The following is an 18,032-nucleotide window of genomic DNA, read 5'->3' as shown; positions in this document are numbered from 1 at the left end:
CAGAGATGGAATGGCCGTACAGAGTGGATGGAGACACAAGCATGAGCAACGATTACCAGAACCAGTCATTTGAGTACCAGCCCTGCCGCGAGCAAAGGCAGGCGCACGCAGGCAAGCCGCACCCGGTGATCGTCGTCGGCGCCGGGCCGGTCGGCCTGGCCACCGCGATCGACCTGGCCCAGCACGGCGTGCCGGTGGTGCTGGTGGACGATGACTGCACGCTGTCGAGCGGATCCCGCGCAATCTGCTTTGCCAAGCGCACGCTGGATGTCTTCGACCGGCTCGGCTGCGGCGAACCCATGGTGGACAAGGGCGTGCGCTGGCACGTCGGCAAGGTCTTCGTGCGCGACGAGCAGGTCTACACCTTCGACCTGCTGCCCGAGGCCGGCCATCAGCGTCCGGCCTTCATCAACCTGCAGCAGTATTACGTCGAAGGCTTCCTGCTCGATCGCGCGCGCCAGTTGCCGAACCTGGAGATCCGCTGGAAGCACAAGGTGACGGGCATCGAACAGCGTCACGCCGGCACGCCGGACGCGGCCGTGGTGCTGACCATCGACACGCCGGACGGCCCCTATGCGCTCACCGGACGCTACGTGGTGGCGGCCGATGGCTCGCGCAGCCCGCTGCGCAACCTTCTGGGCCTGGACAGCAAGGGCCGCACATTCAAGGATCGCTTCCTGATCGCTGACGTGAAGATGGAAGCCGAATTCCCCACGGAGCGCTGGTTCTGGTTCGACCCGCCTTTCCATCCGAACCAGTCGGTGCTGCTGCACCGCCAGCCCGACAATGTCTGGCGCATCGACTTCCAGCTCGGCTGGGACGCCGATCCCGTGCTGGAAAAAACGCCGGAGCGCGTGATTCCGCGCGTGCAGGCGCTGCTCGGGCCGGACGCGAAGTTCGAGCTGGAATGGGTCAGCGTCTATACCTTCTCCTGCCTGCGCATGGACAGCTTCCGCCATGGCCATGTGCTGTTTGCCGGCGACTCCGCGCATGGCGTCTCGCCGTTCGGCGCGCGCGGCGCCAACAGCGGCGTGCAGGACGCGGAGAACCTTGCGTGGAAGCTGGCGTACGTGATCCAGGGCCGCGCGCCGGACAGCCTGCTCGACACCTATGCAAGCGAGCGCGAATACGCTGCCGACGAGAACATCCGCAACTCGACGCGCTCGACGGATTTCATCACGCCGAAGAGTGCGGTCAGCAAGGTGTTCCGCGATGCCGTGCTGGCACTGTCGAAGAAGCATGCGTTCGCCCGGCAGCTGGTGAATAGCGGGCGGCTGTCATTGCCATCCGTGCTGCGCGATTCGACGCTCAACACGCCTGACACCGGCGACTTTGCCGGCACCATGGAGCCGGGCACGGCCTGCGTGGATGCGCCGGTCCGCGGTGCGCAAGGCCAAGGATGGCTACTGCCGCAACTAGGCGGGCAATTCACCGCGCTGCTGTTCGGCACGCCCGACGCCGACAGCCTGGCCGCCTTGCAACGGCTGCAGCAAGGCACGCTGCCGCTCAGGCTGGTCGTGGTCAGCGCGGATGCCCTGTCCGCAGCATCGCCCGGCATAGCGGTATGGCATGACGCCGAGGGACTCGCGGCGCAGCGCTACGACGCGCGGCCCGGCACGCTGTACCTGATCCGCCCCGACCAGCATGTCTGCGCGCGCTGGCGGCAGGTCGACATCGCCGCCGTCCAGCAGGCCATGTCACGCGCGACCGGCAACTTGCTCGGCGCGCAGACCGGCGCACCGGCAGCGCAAGCGGCCGCTCCGGTAGCGGCATGAATCCCGCCGCGACATTCTGAGTCAGAGAGACAGCAATGGCACTCAATACCCAACCCAACCTGGCGCGCGCCGACGACTTCTACGAAGCCCTGATCGACATGCACCGCGATCTCGACGACGGCCAGAGCCAGGCGGCCAATGCGCAATTGATCCTGTTGCTCGCTAATCATATCGGCGACCACGACACGCTCGCCGCCGCCATGCAGCTCGCGCGGCAGGGCGCGGCGCCGGAGATCAGCGCGCAAGCCTGATTGCAGCGGGCGCGGCCCACTGCCCACTGCCCGCTTCCCGCTTCCACTCATTGCCAATACGCACCAGACGTCGGCATCCAGGGCCCCGCCGGGCCCGCGTTCCCGGAGACAATCCATGACCTATTCCTCTGCAGGGGCCATTGCGCCCCCGGCTTCTGCTGCCCGCGACGAAGACGCGCTCTATCGCAAGATCTGGCTGCGCATCATCCCTTTCCTCTTTGTCTGCTACGTCATCTCCTTCCTTGACCGGATCAATATCGGCTTTGCCCAGCTGCAGATGAAGCAGGACCTGGGCTTCAGCGATGCGATGTACGGGCTGGGCGCCGCGGTGTTCTATGTAGGCTACGTGCTGTGCGAGGTGCCCAGCAACATGCTGCTGGCCCGCTTTGGCGCCCGCCGCACCTTCACCCGCATCATGCTGCTGTGGGGCCTGGCATCGGTCGGCATGATGTGGGTGTCGACACCCACGCACTTCTATACGCTGCGCTTCCTGCTGGGCGTGTTCGAAGCCGGCTTCTTCCCGGGCATCGTGCTCTACCTGACTTACTGGTTCCCGGCGCGGCGGCGCGCTGCCGTGATGGCCATTTTCTTCGCGGGCGTTGCCGTGGCCGGCGTGCTGGGCGGGCTGGTGTCGGGCTGGATCATGCGCGACATGGCCGGCGTGCTCGGGCTCTATGGCTGGAAGTGGATGTTTGCCATCGAAGGCGCGCCCGCCATCTTGCTCGGGCTCGCCGCCGCGGTGTTCCTGGTCGATGGCCCGCAGCAGGCGAACTGGCTCACCGCCCCGGAGAAGGCATTGCTCGCCGCGCATAACGGGCCGGCCGGACAGGCCACGCGCGCGCACTCGTTGAGTGCACTCATCGAGGCGTTGCGCAACCCGCGCATCTACCTCTTTGCCTTCATTTACTTCGCGCTGACCTGCGGCTCGCTGACGCTGAGCTTCTGGATGCCCCTGATGATCCGGGACTTCGGCATCACCGATGTGATGTCCATCAGTCTTTACTCCGTCATCCCGAACGCCGTCGGCGCCGTCGGCCTGATCCTGATCGCCCGCCACTCCGACCGGCGCGGCGAGCGGCATCGCCATTTCGTAGCCTGCACGGTGGGCGGCGCGCTGGCACTGGCGCTGCTGACCCTGCACCTGCCCAGCTTCGCGGCGATGCTCGCGTTGCTGTCCGCCGCGTGCGTGCTGATCTTCGCCGCGCTGCCGATCTTCTGGTCCTTGCCGCCAAGCCACTTGCCAGCCCACACCGCCGCCACCGGCATTGCCTTTATCAGCAGCATCGGCATTACCAGCGGCATCGTCAGCCCGTGGGTGATCGGGCAAATCAAGACGCACACAGGCAGCATGGACAACGCGCTGTACCTGCTCGCGGGGTTGCTGCTGGCCAGCGGCGTCGCCATGTGGGCGGGCGTGCCGAAGGCCGAGCCACGGCACTGATCGCCGGGGGCCAGTTGGCCCCTGGGCTCCCATCTTTTTGGGGTTTCGACTAAACTTGCCCGCCCTCTTGTCGATATGAGGGGCGTACTGGCGCTTTCCTTGGCGCGCTCGCTTGGCGCGTGCGCGCCGGGCGGCCTCCAGGCAGGTCCAAGTCAACACCCAGAAAGGTCTTCCATGCACGCCGGTAGCTACAACAGTTTGCTTGTGCTGTTCTCACTGCTTGTGGCGATGCTGGCCTCCTACACCGCCCTGGACATGGCCGGGCGCATTGCCACCGCGCAAGGGCGCGCGGCCCACTGGTGGCTGGCGGGCGGCGCCTGCGCCATGGGTACCGGCATCTGGTCGATGCACTTCATCGCCATGCTGGCGTTCCACCTGCCGATTCCGCTGGGCTACGACCTGCCCATCACCGTGGCCTCGCTGCTGATCGCCATCGCGTCATCCGCGCTCGCGCTCTGGCTGGTGGGCCGGGAGACCTTGCCGTGGCGGCGCCTGGCTGGCGGCGCCTTGTTGATCGGCGGCGGCGTTGCCGGCATGCACTACACAGGCATGGCTGCACTGCGCATGGTGCCGGGTATCCACTACATCCCATCGTTGTTCGTCCTGTCCGTGGTCATTGCGGTCCTGGCATCGGGCACGGCGCTGTGGATCGCGTTCAACCTGCGGCGCGAGTCCGTCTGGGTGCGGCCCTTGCGGGCGAGTGCCTCGGTGGTGATGGGCTTTGCCATCGCCGGGATGCATTACACCGGCATGGCGGCCGCGCAATTTCCGATCGGCGCCGTCTGCGGCGCGGCGCGCGACGGCATGGACACCGGCTGGCTGGCCGTGGTGATCATCGTCGTCACGCTGGCCGTGCTGGCCATTGCCTTGATCACCTCGGTGCTCGATGTGCGCCTGGAAGCCCGCACCTCCATGCTGGCCATCTCGCTCGCCGAAGCCAACCAGGAACTGACCTACCTGGCGCTGCACGACAACCTCACCAAGCTCCCCAACCGCGTATTGCTGGAAGACCGGCTCGAGCAGGCGATCCAGGGCGCCACGCGGGAGAAGAGCCGCTTCGCCCTGATGTTCATGGACCTGGACGGCTTCAAGGCGGTCAACGACGCCTACGGCCATCCCATTGGCGATCAGTTGCTGGTGGAAGTCGCGCGGCGCATTGGCGCCAATGTCCGCTCGCAAGACACCATCGCACGGCTGGGTGGCGACGAGTTCGTGCTGCTGGCCGGCGTCAGCGAGCCGGCGGATGCCGCCACCCTTGCCGAGAAGGTGCTGAGCGCCATGCGCGAGCCCTTCCAGGTAGCCGGCCGCGAATTGCGCGTCTCCACCAGCATCGGCATTGCCATGTACCCAGGCGATGGCGAACTCCAGCACGACTTGCTGACCAACGCCGACGCGGCGATGTATCACGCCAAGGCGCTGGGCCGCAACACCATCTGCTTCTTCGAAGCATCGATGAACGCCAACGTGCACGAGCAGCTTCAGCTTGTGCAGGACATGCGCATGGCGCTGGAACGCCGTGAGCTGACCCTGCAGTACCAGCCCAAGCTCACCGCCCCCAACGGCCCGATAGTCGGCGTGGAAGCCCTGGTACGCTGGATGCATCCCACGCGTGGCCTGATCGCCCCGGACCAGTTCATTCCCCTCGCGGAGAAAACCGGCCTGATCGTGCCGATCGGGGACTGGATCCTGGACGAAGCCTGCCGGCAGATGCGGGCGTGGCGCAACGAGGGGCGCCCCGAGTGGAGCATGGCGGTCAACCTCTCGGCGCTGCAGTTCCGGCACGCCAGCCTGATCGCGACCGTGCGCGACACCCTGGCCCGGCATGCGCTGGAGCCATGCTGCCTGACGCTGGAGGTCACCGAATCCACGGCGATGCGCGACGCGGACGCGAGCCTGCAGATCCTGCAGCAGCTCCACGACATGGGCGTGCGCATCTCGATCGACGACTTCGGTACCGGCTACTCGAGCCTGCTGTATCTCAAGCGGCTGCCTGCGAGCGAGCTGAAGATCGATCGCGGGTTCATCCGGGACCTGTCACGCGATACCGAGGATGCGGCGATTGTCTCGGCCATTGTGGCGCTGGGGCGCACGCTGAATTTGAATATCGTTGCAGAAGGGGTCGAAACGGCGAAGCAGCAGGAGTTCCTGACGCGGCTTGGATGCAATTCGCTGCAAGGATTCCTGCTCGGACGACCGATGTCCGCGGAGAACCTGATTGCATCGCTGTCCAACGACAATCTGCTATCGGATGCCAGATGAAGAAGGCACCATAGGGTCATTCAATGACGCGGGCTACCTCACGCCGCATTATGACTAGCCAAATACTTGACCAACCCCTCAATCCCCCCCTTAGCCACAATATCTGCAAACTGCTTACGATAAACCTCAATCAACCAAGCCCCGCTCATATTGATATCGTAAATCGACCACCCCGCCGCACCCCGCTGCAGCCGATAATCGATCTGCACCACATCCCCGTTGTTCAGCACGCTGGTCTCCACCACCACATCATTTCCCGCGGTCCGCGGCGCCTTGTAGCGAAACTTCAGCGTCTGCTCGCGCACTTGTGAAAGGGACAAGGCGTAGCTGCGCACCAGCAGTGTCTGGAACTGCTCGTAAAGCTGCTTCTGCTGCTCAGGTGTGGCACTGCGCCAGGCGCTGCCGACCGCAAGCCGGGTAGTGCGCTGGAAGTCGGTATAAGGCAGGAACTGCCGGCGCACCACGGCCGTGATCTTGTCCAGATCGCCGTTACGGGTGTCGGCGTTGGCCTGGATGGTGGTGAGTACGCCTTCGACGGCGGCGCGGACCATGCGGTCCGGCGAGGAGCGGTCAACGCCTACGGCTGCGGGGTTCTCGCCAGGAGTCGCGGCCGGCGCGGCGATGGGCAAGGATGCGCCAAGGACAAAGATAAAGCCGGCGGAAACCGCGAGCACGGCGGCGTTGCATCCCGCACGGGCAAAGCGAAGGCGCAAACGGCGAGGCATCGCAATGATCCTCCACGAACAAGATGCGCTCGCCCGGGGCCCGGGGTACCCGCATCTCTTGCCTAATGCTAGTGCTTTGCCGCCAAAAATAAAATGACGAAAACGACAGTGGCCGGCGCGCACCGCGCACCGGCCAATGCCAGCAGGCAATTACTGTGTCAGCGCCTTGAAACCCTGCAGCAAGCGCTCGATGTCATCCATCTGGATATTGCCCATCGTGGAAATGCGGAACAACTCGGCCGACAGCCCGCCCTGCCCCGCATAGATGACAAACCCGCGTTCCTTCAGGCCGTCATGCAGTTGGGGATACGACAAGCCGGCCGGCAAGCGGTAGGCCCGCAGCACCACCGAGGACTGGTCCGACGGCCACAGGGCCGGCATGCCAAGGGCCTCAAGCCCGGCGCGCGCGCGTTCCGCAAGGGCCGCATAGCGCGCATGGCGGGCGCGCCAGCCACCCTCTTCCGCCAGTTCGCGCAGCGCTTCCACCAGTGCGTAATAGGCATGCACCGACGGCGTGAACGGTGTATTGCGCTGGTCCTGCAAGCGCGCGAGCCGCCCGAGATCCAGGTAGTACGTCCGGCTGGCGGCTTGCTCCAGCGCGCTGCGCCGCACAATGACGAACGATGCGCCCGGCACGCCATGCAGGCACTTGTTGGCCGTGGCCGCCACCGCGGCAATGCTGCCGCCGAAATCGATCGCCTCGGCGCCGAAGCTGCTCACGCCATCCACCAGCAGGCGCACATCCCGCGCGCGGCACAGTGCGTCCAGTGCCTGGAGATCATTCAGGCGGCCGGTGGTGGTTTCATGATGGATCACCGCCACGTGCGTGATCGCGCGGTCGGCGTCGAGCGCGGCGGCAATGCGGGCAAGATCGGGCGCCTGCATCCAGTCGTGCGCCACGACCTCATGGGCGATGCGGTACTGCGTGGCGATCTGCGTGATGCGCTCGCCGTACACGCCGTTCTGGACGATCAGCAGCTTGCCTTGCTCGGGCACCAGCGCGGCGATCATGCTCTCCACCGCCGCCGTGCCGGAGCCGGTCATCAGGACCGCGGCCCACTCGGCGGGATCCAGTTCGTAGATGTCCAGCAGGCGTGCGCGGGCTTCGTCCTGCAGGTCGAAAAACTCGCTTTCGCGGTGGCACAGGTCGGGCTGCAGCAAGCTTTGGCGAACACGTTCCGACAGGGTAACGGGGCCCGGATTGAGTAGCAGCATTTACTTCCCTCCTTGGTCGGCGCCGATGTGTCGCGCCAGGCGCGTCTTCACATCGACCGGGGTGATGGTCGGGCGCGGCAAGCCGTCCGGCGTGCCGGCGCTGATCGTCAGCGCGACAAAACGCGGGCCGGCGGCGCTCGCGGGCGCGGCCGTGAGCGTCTGGTCAAGCAGGTCGAGCTGGTCGCCCTCGGCCGCTGACGCATAGCCGCAGGCGGACGCCACGCCGGCAAACGAGACATGGTGCGACACGGTCGCCTGTCCGCCGGTGGAGTCATGGGCGCCGTTGTCCAGCAGCACATGCGTGAGGTTGCCCGGGCCATAGGCGCCGAGCGTGGCGAACACGCCCATGCGCATGAGCGCCGCGCCGTCGCCGTCCACGGCGACCACGTTGAGGTCCGGACGCGCGAGCGCAAGGCCTAGCGCGAAGGGCGTGAGACAGCCCATCGAACCCACCATGTAGAGCTGGTTGGCACGGTCGTCGAGCGCGTAAAGCTCACGCCCGCAGAAGCCGGTCGATGCCAGCACCACGGTCTTGTCCGCTGGCGTATGCGCGATCACGCGTTGCAGCGCGTCGCGGCGCGTAGGCAGGCCATCGCGCGAAGCGCCCTGCGCGCCCGAGAGCGGCGTGCACTTGGGGCGCGGCGCGGGCTGCTCCTGCTGCTTGAGCGCATACGGCGCGACGCTGCCCTTTTGCATCACCAGCGCGTATGGACGGCCGGTGGCATCCATATGCGCGACCGCGCGATCCAGCGCCGGGCCAACCTCGGCCGGGTCGGTCGGGAAGGTTTCCCACGGAATTTCCATGGTGTCGAGCATCGTCGGGGTGACCGGGCCCATCAGCGCGTGCTGCGGTTCGTCAGCCACGCCCGGCTGCCCGCGCCAGGTCACGATCAGCAACTGCGGCAGGCGAAACGTCCACGTGAGCGAGGTCAGCGGGCTGACCGCATTGCCCAGGCCGGAGTTCTGCATCATGGTGACGCCACGGCGGCCGCCCTGCGCGCCCAGCGTCACGCCGGCGATCAGCGCCACCGCATCGCCTTCGTTAGCCGCCGACACGTAGTGCAGCGACGGATCCTGCATCACGTAGTTGATGAACGGCGTGAGATACGAGCAGGGCACCCCGGCATACCAGTCGAAGCCGCGCGCACGCGCGGCCTCGACAAACTGTGCCGCTTCGATCATCGGGCTTCCTCTGCGTCCGTGCCGCCGACCGCAAACGGCGTCTGCGTATGCGCGAAATCGCCCGCGCGCCGGAAGTCGTCGAGGTCGTTCACGCCGCGCCAGTGGCCGTGCACATATTTCACTTCGATCTCTTCGCCGGCTTCGACCAGCGCGTTGAGCAGCGCGGGCATGTCCAGCGTGCTGAAGTCGTCGCGCTTGCGCAGTTCGGCGACCAGCTTCTGCAGGCGCACGCGGCCCTCGCCGCGCACGTTCAGCAGGCCGATCCAGCGGCCGTGCGGTGCCTGGGCTTGACCTGCGCCCGGCTCCTGGCCCTTGCTCGACACATGGCGCAGCAGGATCTTCTGGCCGAACAGGTCGCGGTCGTCGGGCGCGGAGCAATAGGCGAAGTCGCGCACGCTCTGGTTCGACTCCGTGGTCAGCGACGAGTCCACCACCACGCTGAACGGCGCGTCGCTCTCCAGCAGGTCGCGCAGGATATAGCTGCGGAACAGCAGGTCGCCGTAGGCGATCACGGTATCCGTCTGCAAACCGTCGACGGCGCACGCCAGCGAGGCCAGCTCGCCGGTCTGGGCATACTGCTCGTTGACCACCAGCTTGATGCCGGCCGTGTCGATGGCCTTGGCCTGGTAGCCGCCCACCACGGTGATGTCGTTGATCGACTGCTTCTTGAACGCGTCCACCAGCCAGCGCAGCAGCGGCTTGCCGGCCACGGGCAGCATGACCTTGGGACGGTCCTCGGTGAGGGGCTCCAGGCCGGTGCCGCGTCCGGCCGCCAGCACCACCGCCGCGCCCGGCGCTTGCGAGCCGGACAGGTAGATCTTCTCGGCGGTCGAGTATTCGTCGGCGTCCTGCAGGCGGAAGATCTCGTTGACGGTGGCGATGCGGTCTTCCACGTTGACCAGCGTCTCGCTGTCGTGGATTTCCTTGGCCACGGCCTGCATCGAGGATGCCGCCACGCGGATCAGGTGGTTGGCCCAGATCACCACGCTGATGCCGGCCTTGCGGAAGGCTTCGGTCGGGGTGCTGTAGTACTTGGTCGGCACGATCACCAGCKGGCCCCGGCCGGCCCACTCGCGCGCGAACTGCAGGATCTCGTCCGGGCGCGACAGCTTGCTGTGGATCAGGATGGCGTCGGCGCCGGCCTGGCGATAGGCCTCGGCGCGGCGCAGGGCTTCGTCCATGCCCCAGCCTGCGATCAGGGCTTCCACGCGGGCGACGATGGAGAAGTTGTCGTCCGACTGCGAATCCTTGCCGGCCTTGATCTTGCCGCAGAACTCATCGATCTCGGCCAGCGGCTGGCGCTCGCCGTCGATGAAGCTGTTGGTCTTGGGAAACTGCTTGTCCTCGATGCACACGCCGGCAATGCCGCGCTGCTCGAGCTTGCGCACCAGGCGGCGCACATTGTTGAAGTTGCCGTAGCCGGTGTCGCCGTCCAGCAGGATTGGCAGGTCGCTGGCATCGGCCATGAACTCCAGCGTATCGACCACCTGGGTCCAGCTGGCTTCGTTGTTGTCGCGCACGCCGTACTGGGCGGAGATTGCCAGGCCCGAACCCCAGATGGCCTTGAAACCGGCCTCGCGCACGATGCGCGCGGACAGCCCGTTGTGGGCTTCCATCATGAATTCCAGCTCGTTGCCGACAATCATCTGGCGCAGCCGGGCGCTGCGCGAAGCAGTCGAGAAAATCGGGTCAATCGCGTTCACTGTGCTACTCCCACAATCGGCTGAAGTTCGGGCAGGACTTCGTCGCGCGCGCGCGCCACGTCGTTCGGGAAATCGATCTCGATCCACGGTGCGCCGCTCACATCGGCGACATCGAATACGTGGCCGCCTTCGAGCAGCAGGTCGCGCACCGCTTCTTCGTGTGGCATGTTCGAGCGGCCGCTGTCGACATAGCCCTGGACGATCTGCGCCAGGCGGCGCGCGGTTTGCTCCTGAAAGCGGAAGAAACCGACCGACTCGCCAATGGTGTCGTACTCCAGGCCAACCGCGAGCTGCTTGCGCAGCTCCACCGGCACGCCGTCCTTGAGGCACAGCTTGACGGGTTCGTCGCCGGCCTCGAAATCGCGGTCGATCAAGAGGCGGTTGGTAGTGCCGCCCGCCACCAGCGCGCTGAGGATGCGCTCGTCGTAGAGCACGTCCGCATCCATCAGCAGCACGTCGCCACCGCGCGTGAGCGCATCGGCCACCGTGTGCACGGTCAGCACGCTGCCCAGGTCGTAACGCGGGTTCAGCACGATCTCCGGATAGGGGTCGCGCCCCAGCCGTACCAGTTCGGCTTCGACGTGTTCCGGCTGAAAGCCCAGCGCCAGCACGATCTCGTCCACCCCGGCCGCGTCGAGCATGCGCAGATGCCGCTCCAGCAGGGTGATGCCCTCAAAACGCAGCAGGCATTTGGGGAATTGCTCCCCGGGTTGTTGCTGAAGTCGCAGGCCTAGGCCCGCGGCAAGGATGATTGCTCGCATTCGTTCTCCGCACCCATGCAAATTGCCATCGATCAATCGGCGGCCCGCTGCACACCTGCTGCACGCCGCCGTTGGAATTTTCGTTCACTCAAATGTAAATACAGCAGCCCCGGCGCGCCGAGCCCGATCTCGCGGGCGCGCTTTGCCAGGGACAGTGCCAGCGCCGCATCGGGCGGCAGGCCGACGATGGGCGCCAGCAGCAGGTAGCCGCCTTCCTGCGCGCCCAGCGAGCCGGGAATGGCAAACGCCGCGCCACGAATCGCCTGCCCCACGCTCTCCAGCAGCAAGGCGTCGAGCCAGCTGACGGGATGCCCGAGGAAATGCAGGGCCAGCCAGACCTCGCCCGTGCCGACCAGCCAGCCCACCAGGCTCAGCGCGAAGGTGGACGCCACCTTGCGGCGGTCGCGGTACATGCCTTGCACGGCCGCGTCCACGGCATCGGCGCGCATGGTCAACCCCGACCAGTCGCGCTTGCCGAACACCTTCGACAGCAGGCGCAGCACCCGGCCGAACAGGCCGCGCTTCTGCACCACGTAGAAACCCGCTATGCATAGCGCAAGCACGGCGGTAGCGACCAGGGTCGGCGTGCGCAGGTCCGCAAGCGCGTCGTGCCCGCCATACAGGCCAAACAGCGCCAGGCCGATAAAGGCGAACACCATCTGCGCCAGCGCCTGCATGGTGGTGCTCACCGTGATGGCCGCGGCGGCGTCGCGCATGCGCGTGCCGCGCTGCGCCAGGTAGCGCACCATCAGGACCGGGCCACCGATCTGCCCCGCGGGCAGCAGGCTGTTGACGGACTCCCCGGCCCAGCGCGCCAGCAGCGCGTCGCGCATGGTGCCGTGGCCGGCCCGGCGGTCGAACAACACGTAGATGGCGCCGGCGTCCAGCACCAGCGGCAGCAGGTGGAACGCGGCGACCAGCACCAGGCCCCAGCCGGCCGACATGAACGTCGACGCGACGGAGCCGAATCCCTGCCAGGCGAGCAGCGCGACAAAGAGCGCCGCGCCGATCGACAGGAAAAGCATGGCAGCACGGGTCATGGGCGGGGCTTCTGGCCCGGCACCAGTCTCTTGAACACTTGCCGGAAGCCGAAATAGGCGACCGCATCCTTCATATTGGAGATGAAGCGCAGCCACGGACGCATGCCCGGATCGGTCACGTATTCGAACGTCAGCGACACGCGCATTTCGTTGGCGCCGGCCGGCGTGATGCGGTGGCGCAGCTTGTCGCCATCGAAGAACACCAGCCCGCCGGGCGTGGTCTGCACCGAGCCGGGCTCATCGGGCACCTGCGCGTTGCGCGTGTGCAGTTCGTAGTCCAGGCGGCATGATGATTCCTCGATCACGCCCAGCAGCAGCGTGTAGCGGCGGCCGTCGTAATAAGAGGTGTCGTAGTGCCAGCCAATGTGGTCACCCTGGCGCGTGTAGTAATACAGCGCGTAGGCATGGGGATCGGAGTCGGGGGAGAGCAGCAGCTTCTCGCCGCACATCTGCTCCAGCCAGCCGATCAGCGCCTTCGACCGGTACAGCTCGGCGATGAACGGCGCGAGCTCGTCGATGGTGTGCCGGCTGACGCTGCCGCCCTGCTTGTGGCCGGGCAGGTAGTTGCGGTTGATCTGCGGCAGCAGCGCGCGGGCGCTGGCCACCAGTTGCGCGGTGACCTCAGGCGCCAGAAAATCCTCCAGGTGCAGGAAAGCGCCCTGGCGCACGAAATCGGCGCGCAGCTGCTTGCTGTCGAGCCGGGCGGTGCGCTCGGCCACGGAGGCATCGGGATTGGGCAGCATGGCGCCGGGGGCAGGTTCCACGCCCGGCCTTTGGCGGGAGGGAACTAAAGCGGAGGACGGGTCGTCCAGCGTGATGTCGTTGGCTTGCTCGCTCATCGGGTTTCTCAGATCTCCGTCGAAGCCGTGGCCGGCAGGGGACGCCGCATCACGCGCCAGTAATCGATGATGACCCAGGCCGCGAACAGGGGGGCGCCGATCGACGCCGCCATCAGGAACGGCGCGATGCCGCTGGTCAGCGTAACGAGCGGAAGCAGGTAAAGCACGTCTTCTGTCTCGAAACCGCCGGCAGAGGCTTGCTTCGTCCCGCTTTTCCCCACGCGCGACTCGATCCGCATGCGCAGGAAGAAGATCAGCGCCACCGCCACGCCGGCGAGCGTGCCTTGCAGGACAGGCGACATCGCATCTGCCGCGGCCTGCCCGGAAATGGCTACGCCCATGCCCACGAAGAGCAGGACGGTAATCAGCGCATCGCTCGCCAGGTCATAAAAATGACCTATCTTGCTCGATTTACCGCTAATTCTCGCCAATTCTCCATCAGTGTGGTCAACGAAGTTGGACACCACGATCAGGAGCGCACCGTAGTTGGTCCACGCGAAACCGCCCTGCATCAGGCACGCTACCCCGGCAAGGCCGATCACGAGCCGCAGGGTGGTCAAGTGGTTCGGAGTGATCCAGGAGTCCTTGAGCGGGCGGACAAGCGCGCGCGCCAGACGGGCATCCCAGGTACGCGGAGCGGGAGGCTCGCCACGAGAATTCTTTGGATTTTTATTCATCAGGAAAAAGGTCCACCGGCAGGAAAGCTGCCGCACGGCTCGCATACTAGCGCTGGTTCGCGCACATTGCATTGCGGAAACAGAACGGCCGAGCCGGCCGGGTCGCTAGACAGGGATACCGCCAGTCAAACCGCTATGGTAAGCGAAGTGAACCGCAACAGCACGCGCGCGGTGCCGGGCGGCTGGCAGGCAGGGGGTTCCTGCCTAGCTTGCGGAGCTGATGGTGGGTGCGGGATGCCATGCGATGGCTTGCTCCCGCTTGCGCAGGCGCAGGCGAGCGCCCGGGGGGGACGGACGGGCGCTCGTGATGGCGTTGTGCTGCCGGCTCATGCCGGCAACCCTTGCCCGGTCATTGCCCGGCCCGGCGCGGATCCACCGGCACCTCGCAACTGGCGCGCGCCTCGATCGCCTCGCCACCGGCCAGGCACAACTCCTCCTGAAAGCGGCCCGCGACCAGTTGCACGCCCATCGGCACGCCTTCCACCAGCCCGGTCGGCACCGACATCCCGGGCAGGCCCAGGATCGCGGTGGCCAGCATCGGGCTTTGCGCGTCGAGTATCCGGCGCATCGCGTCGTCGCCCTTCTGATCCGCGTCGATGGGGAATGGCGGCTGCCACGAGACCGGCAAGAGCAGCAGCGGATAGCGCGCAAGGAACGCCTGCCATTCGCGCAGCAAAGTAGAGCGCTGCGACAGCGCGGCCATGTATTGCGTCAAGCCTAGCTGAGGCGTGTGGCAGTTCATGCTTGCGAACGCTTTGCGCATGGGGTTGTCGCCATCTTGCTCGACGGCCTGCCGCACCCCAGCCCCCGCCTCGTTCAAGGTCAGCGCAAGCCATAAGTCCGCCGCCTCGCGCAGCCGCGGCGGGGCCACCTCTTCGATGGTGCAACCCGCCTGCTCCAGCCAATGCGCCGCCTGCCTGACCGCACCCGCCACCGCAGGCGAGACGGCGTAACCCGGCAGTTCCGCGCAAACGGCCACGCGTACAGGAAATCGGACCGAGCCTTCAAGCGGCGCCGGTACCCACCAGGGATCCCTTGGATCCGGCGCCGCCATGGCGGCAAGACCCAGCCTCAGGTCCGCGACCTGTCGTGCCAGTGGTCCCTGCACCGAGCTGATCTGCATGCCGAGGGTCCGCTCTTTCGCTTGCGACGGATTGAACGCCGGTACCCGGCCCAGGCTTGGCCGCAGTCCGGGCACGCCACAGGCATAAGCGGGATAACGGATCGATCCACCCTGATCATTGCCGTGGGCAAGCGGCCCGATGCCCGCCGCCACCGCGGCCGCGGCGCCGCCGCTGGAGCCGCCAGGCGTGCGCTCCGGGTTCCATGGATTCACCGTGCGGCCATGCAGGTCGTTATCGGTGAACCAGCGCATGGAAAACGCCGGCGTATTGGTGCGGCCGATGACAATAGCACCCGCCTTGCGCAGGTTCGCCACTACCGGGCTGTCGGCGCAGGCCAGCACATCGCGGTAGGCGCCCACCCCGTTGGTGGTGGCGCAGCCTTCCAGGTCCACATTGACCTTCACCGTGACCGGGACCCCATGCAAGGGGCCAGCCGGCTCGCCCCTTGCCAGTGCGGCGTCGGCCAGTGCCGCCGCCTGCATCGCCTGCGCGGCCAGCACTTCCACCACGGCGTTGATCTGCGGATTCGCCTGGTCAAGCCGATGCAGGCAACTGGCAACGGCCTCCTCGCACGACACCTCGCGAAAACGGATACGGCTTGCCAGGTCAACAGCGCTCCAGCGCCAGATTTCATTGCTCATCGGACTTCCTCCCTTTGGTCCCTGCTTTCGCCCGCGACGCCGGGCATGCGCGTTTCAATCTGCCCTGACCCCAGCGCGCTTGACGCTCGCGGCCCACTTCGGCACCTCGCTATGAATCAGCGTCGAGAACTCGGCGGGCGTCGAGGGCATCGCGTCCACCGACAGCAGTGCATTGGCTCGTACCACTGCGGGATCCCTGAGGGCGCTGTTCAGCGCCGCATTGAGCTTGCGAATCACAGCCTTGGGCGTGCCCGCCGGAGCGACCACGCCACCCCAGGCGACCACATTGAATCCCTTGATGCCGCTCTCGTCGATGGTCGGYACATTGGGCAATACGGAGGCACGTTGCAGGCTGGTAACCGCGAGAGGCTTGACGCGGCCGGACTGGATGAACTGCTGCACGGCGGAAATGTTGTCGATCATGATGTCGACCTGCCCGTTGACGATGTCGCCGAGGGCCTGGGCGCCGCTTTTGTAAGGCACGTGCAGCATGACGGTGCCTGTGCTGGCCTTGATCAGCTCGCCTGCAAGCTGTCCCGCGGAGCCGACGCCAGGCGAGCCCATCACCACTTTCCCCGGATGCTTGTGGGCATAGGCGATCAGTTCTTCCAGGTTGCTGGCCGGGAAGTCCTTGCGCGCGATCAGCACGTAGGCGTTGCTCACGGCCAGCCCGACCGGCTCGATGTCCTTCTCCGGGTCGTAGGGCAGCTTGGTGTAGAAGGCGCGGTTGATGGCTAGCGTGACCAGGTTGCCATACCCGATGGTGTAGCCGTCCGGCGCCGAAGCGGCCAGCACCTGTGTACCGACGATGCCGCCCGCGCTGCCGCGGTTGTCCAGCACCACCGGCTGACCCAGCTCCCGTCCCATGACTTCGGCGATGGGGCGCATGGTGACGTCGACCCCCGAGCCTGCCGCATAGGGCACGATCAACTTGATCGGGCGGTCCGGCCACTCCGCGCGCGCGAACGCGGCGGCTGTGAGCAGGCTGAAGAGAAACAAAACGCGCAAAACCGGGGAAAGCCTCGATCTCATGGGATGTCCTTTCATACGTGTTCGATGCAGGTTCGATGCAGGTTCGATGCAGGCCATGTCAGCGGCACAAGCCCCTTGGCGGGCCGGCGCCCGGCGCGGTGTGTGCAGGCAAAGCGTAAGCAATCGACATGAAAACCGGTAGACTAAATATTCTTATTCATGACAACTATGAGTTGTCATTGCAATGGCAACACGAATTCACCGGAAACCGGAAACGCCATGAAAGACCACCACCTGAAAGCTTGGCTGCGGCTCGTCGAAACCGGCAGCATTCGCGCCGCCGCGCGTAGCCTGCATCTGAGCCAGGCGGCCATCACGAAGGCGGTAAAAGAACTGGAAGAGGACCTCGATGCGCCGCTGGTCGTGCGCAGTTCACGCGGCGTGACCCTCACCGAGTGCGGGCATCAGCTCACCTTGCGTGCCCGCATGGCACGGGCGCAGCTTGCGCTGGCGCGCCAGGATATCCGAGAACTGCAGGGGGGCAATACCGCGCGCGTCGCGGTGGCGGTTACACCGATGGCGTTCCTCAGTGTCCTGCCGGAAGTGCTGCGGTCCTTCCGGCTCAGCATGCCCCTGGCCGACGTCACGATCGATGAAGGACTGATGCCCATGGTGCTGCCGGCCCTGCGCGAAGGCGCTGTGGACTTTGCCGTGGCTGCGCCAGTGCGCGAATCGATCGGGAGCGACTTCAGTTTCGAGCCGCTGCTCAACCTCGAGACGATGCTGGCGTGCCGGCGCGGGCATCCGCTGGAAAATGCCACGCAGTGGGACGAATTGCTGGAATGCGAGTGGCTGATGTACCTGTCGCCAGGCAGCCAGCACACGCACTTCCTGGAGAACATCCGCGATGCGGGACTCGCCCGGCCCCGCCGCATCATCAAGGTCAATACCTTTGGCGTGGGCTGGAACCTGCTGACGCGCAGCGACGCCCTGCTGACCTGCCCCGCTGGCATGCTGAAGACGGCGCCGTATGGCGACCAGGTCAGCCGCATCCCGCTGGCCATGTCCCTGCCGCCAATCACGCTCGGCATTCTTACCTTGCGCGACAATCCGCTCTCGCTCGCCGCAACACGGTTTGCCGATCTCTTTCGCCGCGCGATCAGGAATGACGCCCGGCTTGCCTGAGCGCGAGCGCCGCCCGGACACGATATTCGGCCGGGCAGGATCGACCCGCGCGGTCTACTCGGAACGCTGCGCCGCCTGCGGATCAAGCCGTGCTGCCTAGCGCGCCAGCAGGACTCCCGCAGCCAGGCCATCAGCTCAGCGAGCACGGCCTATGGCCATGGGGTATGCACCGGCAAGGCCGCCAACGCCGGCTTCAAGCAATACGGCGAGGCTCCCTCCCAGCCACAGTCCCGCCGGGCCTG

15 protein-coding genes are annotated in these 18,032 nt (G+C 66.2%); 5 read left to right on the top strand and 10 right to left on the bottom strand.

Annotated elements, in window-relative coordinates; translation table 11 throughout:
* Window positions 1–41: 41 nt before the first annotated feature.
* From AC1DQR_RS16615 to AC1DQR_RS16600, 4 genes are all read left to right on the top strand, one after another.
* Complete coding sequence (locus tag AC1DQR_RS16615; protein ID WP_416051012.1) at window positions 42–1,775, top strand: FAD-dependent oxidoreductase; 1,734 nt, start codon at window positions 42–44, stop codon at window positions 1,773–1,775.
* Window positions 1,776–1,810: 35 nt separating this feature from the next.
* Window positions 1,811–2,026: a DUF2783 domain-containing protein gene (locus AC1DQR_RS16610; protein ID WP_174427511.1), complete on the top strand. Its 216-nt coding sequence runs from the start codon at window positions 1,811–1,813 to the stop codon at window positions 2,024–2,026.
* A 115-nt stretch (window positions 2,027–2,141) separates the two neighbouring features.
* Window positions 2,142–3,467, top strand: coding sequence for an MFS transporter (locus tag AC1DQR_RS16605; protein ID WP_416051013.1), 1,326 nt, complete (start codon window positions 2,142–2,144; stop codon window positions 3,465–3,467).
* A gap of 174 nt (window positions 3,468–3,641) precedes the next feature.
* Window positions 3,642–5,726 carry a putative bifunctional diguanylate cyclase/phosphodiesterase gene (locus tag AC1DQR_RS16600; RefSeq protein ID WP_477133382.1) on the top strand — a complete coding sequence of 695 codons (2,085 nt, stop codon included), beginning with the start codon at window positions 3,642–3,644 and terminating at the stop codon, window positions 5,724–5,726.
* A 38-nt stretch (window positions 5,727–5,764) separates the two neighbouring features.
* On the opposite strand, the gene AC1DQR_RS16595 is transcribed toward AC1DQR_RS16600, so the two are convergent.
* The 10 genes from AC1DQR_RS16595 to AC1DQR_RS16550 all read right to left on the bottom strand — a co-directional run bounded on the left by AC1DQR_RS16595 (window position 5,765) and on the right by AC1DQR_RS16550 (window position 16,665).
* Window positions 5,765–6,277, bottom strand: a complete 513-nt coding sequence (locus AC1DQR_RS16595) for an MlaC/ttg2D family ABC transporter substrate-binding protein (RefSeq protein WP_416053322.1) — start codon at window positions 6,275–6,277, stop codon at window positions 5,765–5,767.
* A 324-nt stretch (window positions 6,278–6,601) separates the two neighbouring features.
* Entirely contained in the window at window positions 6,602–7,666 is a 1,065-nt protein-coding gene (locus tag AC1DQR_RS16590; protein WP_416051015.1) for a 2-aminoethylphosphonate aminotransferase, read from the bottom strand.
* Window positions 7,667–8,848, bottom strand: coding sequence for a phosphonopyruvate decarboxylase (aepY, locus tag AC1DQR_RS16585; RefSeq protein ID WP_416051016.1), 1,182 nt, complete (start codon window positions 8,846–8,848; stop codon window positions 7,667–7,669).
* On the bottom strand, window positions 8,845–10,494 hold the full coding sequence (aepX, locus tag AC1DQR_RS16580) for a phosphoenolpyruvate mutase (RefSeq protein ID WP_477133408.1): 1,650 nt from the start codon (window positions 10,492–10,494) through the stop codon (window positions 8,845–8,847). The genes aepY and aepX overlap by 4 nt, the downstream gene beginning before the upstream one ends.
* 53 nt (window positions 10,495–10,547) lie before the next feature.
* Window positions 10,548–11,312 carry a phosphocholine cytidylyltransferase family protein gene (locus AC1DQR_RS16575; protein WP_150984325.1) on the bottom strand — a complete coding sequence of 255 codons (765 nt, stop codon included), beginning with the start codon at window positions 11,310–11,312 and terminating at the stop codon, window positions 10,548–10,550.
* A 32-nt stretch (window positions 11,313–11,344) separates the two neighbouring features.
* Entirely contained in the window at window positions 11,345–12,352 is a 1,008-nt protein-coding gene (locus AC1DQR_RS16570) for an HpnL family protein (protein ID WP_416051017.1), read from the bottom strand.
* Window positions 12,349–13,191 carry a HalD/BesD family halogenase gene (locus AC1DQR_RS16565; RefSeq protein WP_416051018.1) on the bottom strand — a complete coding sequence of 281 codons (843 nt, stop codon included), beginning with the start codon at window positions 13,189–13,191 and terminating at the stop codon, window positions 12,349–12,351. Before AC1DQR_RS16565 ends, AC1DQR_RS16570 begins: the two co-directional genes overlap by 4 nt.
* 8 nt (window positions 13,192–13,199) lie before the next feature.
* Entirely contained in the window at window positions 13,200–13,868 is a 669-nt protein-coding gene (locus AC1DQR_RS16560) for a CDP-alcohol phosphatidyltransferase family protein (protein ID WP_416053324.1), read from the bottom strand.
* 349 nt (window positions 13,869–14,217) lie between these two features.
* Window positions 14,218–15,633, bottom strand: coding sequence for an amidase family protein (locus AC1DQR_RS16555; RefSeq protein WP_477133381.1), 1,416 nt, complete (start codon window positions 15,631–15,633; stop codon window positions 14,218–14,220).
* Between the two features lie 54 nt (window positions 15,634–15,687).
* Window positions 15,688–16,665: a Bug family tripartite tricarboxylate transporter substrate binding protein gene (locus AC1DQR_RS16550; RefSeq protein ID WP_416051020.1), complete on the bottom strand. Its 978-nt coding sequence runs from the start codon at window positions 16,663–16,665 to the stop codon at window positions 15,688–15,690.
* 219 nt (window positions 16,666–16,884) lie between these two features.
* On the opposite strand from AC1DQR_RS16550, the gene AC1DQR_RS16545 reads away from it, so the two are divergent.
* Window positions 16,885–17,790, top strand: coding sequence for a LysR substrate-binding domain-containing protein (locus tag AC1DQR_RS16545; protein ID WP_416051021.1), 906 nt, complete (start codon window positions 16,885–16,887; stop codon window positions 17,788–17,790).
* The last annotated feature ends 242 nt before the right edge of the window (window positions 17,791–18,032 follow it).

Source organism: Cupriavidus sp. 05L411 (assembly GCF_056398045.1).
Note: the sequence above shows the minus strand (reverse complement) of the source record. Positions and strands in the feature narration are given on the sequence as shown.

Coding starts and splice junctions, on each gene's coding strand:
- AC1DQR_RS16610 (WP_174427511.1), top strand. CDS start 1,811: ATGGCACTCAATACCCAACCCAACCTGGCGCGCGCCGACGACTTCTAC.
- AC1DQR_RS16600 (WP_477133382.1), top strand. CDS start 3,642: ATGCACGCCGGTAGCTACAACAGTTTGCTTGTGCTGTTCTCACTGCTT.
- AC1DQR_RS16575 (WP_150984325.1), bottom strand. CDS start 11,312: ATGCGAGCAATCATCCTTGCCGCGGGCCTAGGCCTGCGACTTCAGCAA.
- AC1DQR_RS16545 (WP_416051021.1), top strand. CDS start 16,885: ATGAAAGACCACCACCTGAAAGCTTGGCTGCGGCTCGTCGAAACCGGC.
- AC1DQR_RS16570 (WP_416051017.1), bottom strand. CDS start 12,352: ATGACCCGTGCTGCCATGCTTTTCCTGTCGATCGGCGCGGCGCTCTTT.
- AC1DQR_RS16555 (WP_477133381.1), bottom strand. CDS start 15,633: ATGAGCAATGAAATCTGGCGCTGGAGCGCTGTTGACCTGGCAAGCCGT.
- AC1DQR_RS16595 (WP_416053322.1), bottom strand. CDS start 6,277: ATGGTCCGCGCCGCCGTCGAAGGCGTACTCACCACCATCCAGGCCAAC.
- AC1DQR_RS16565 (WP_416051018.1), bottom strand. CDS start 13,191: ATGAGCGAGCAAGCCAACGACATCACGCTGGACGACCCGTCCTCCGCT.
- aepY (WP_416051016.1), bottom strand. CDS start 8,848: ATGATCGAAGCGGCACAGTTTGTCGAGGCCGCGCGTGCGCGCGGCTTC.
- AC1DQR_RS16590 (WP_416051015.1), bottom strand. CDS start 7,666: ATGCTGCTACTCAATCCGGGCCCCGTTACCCTGTCGGAACGTGTTCGC.
- AC1DQR_RS16605 (WP_416051013.1), top strand. CDS start 2,142: ATGACCTATTCCTCTGCAGGGGCCATTGCGCCCCCGGCTTCTGCTGCC.
- AC1DQR_RS16560 (WP_416053324.1), bottom strand. CDS start 13,868: ATGAATAAAAATCCAAAGAATTCTCGTGGCGAGCCTCCCGCTCCGCGT.
- AC1DQR_RS16615 (WP_416051012.1), top strand. CDS start 42: ATGAGCAACGATTACCAGAACCAGTCATTTGAGTACCAGCCCTGCCGC.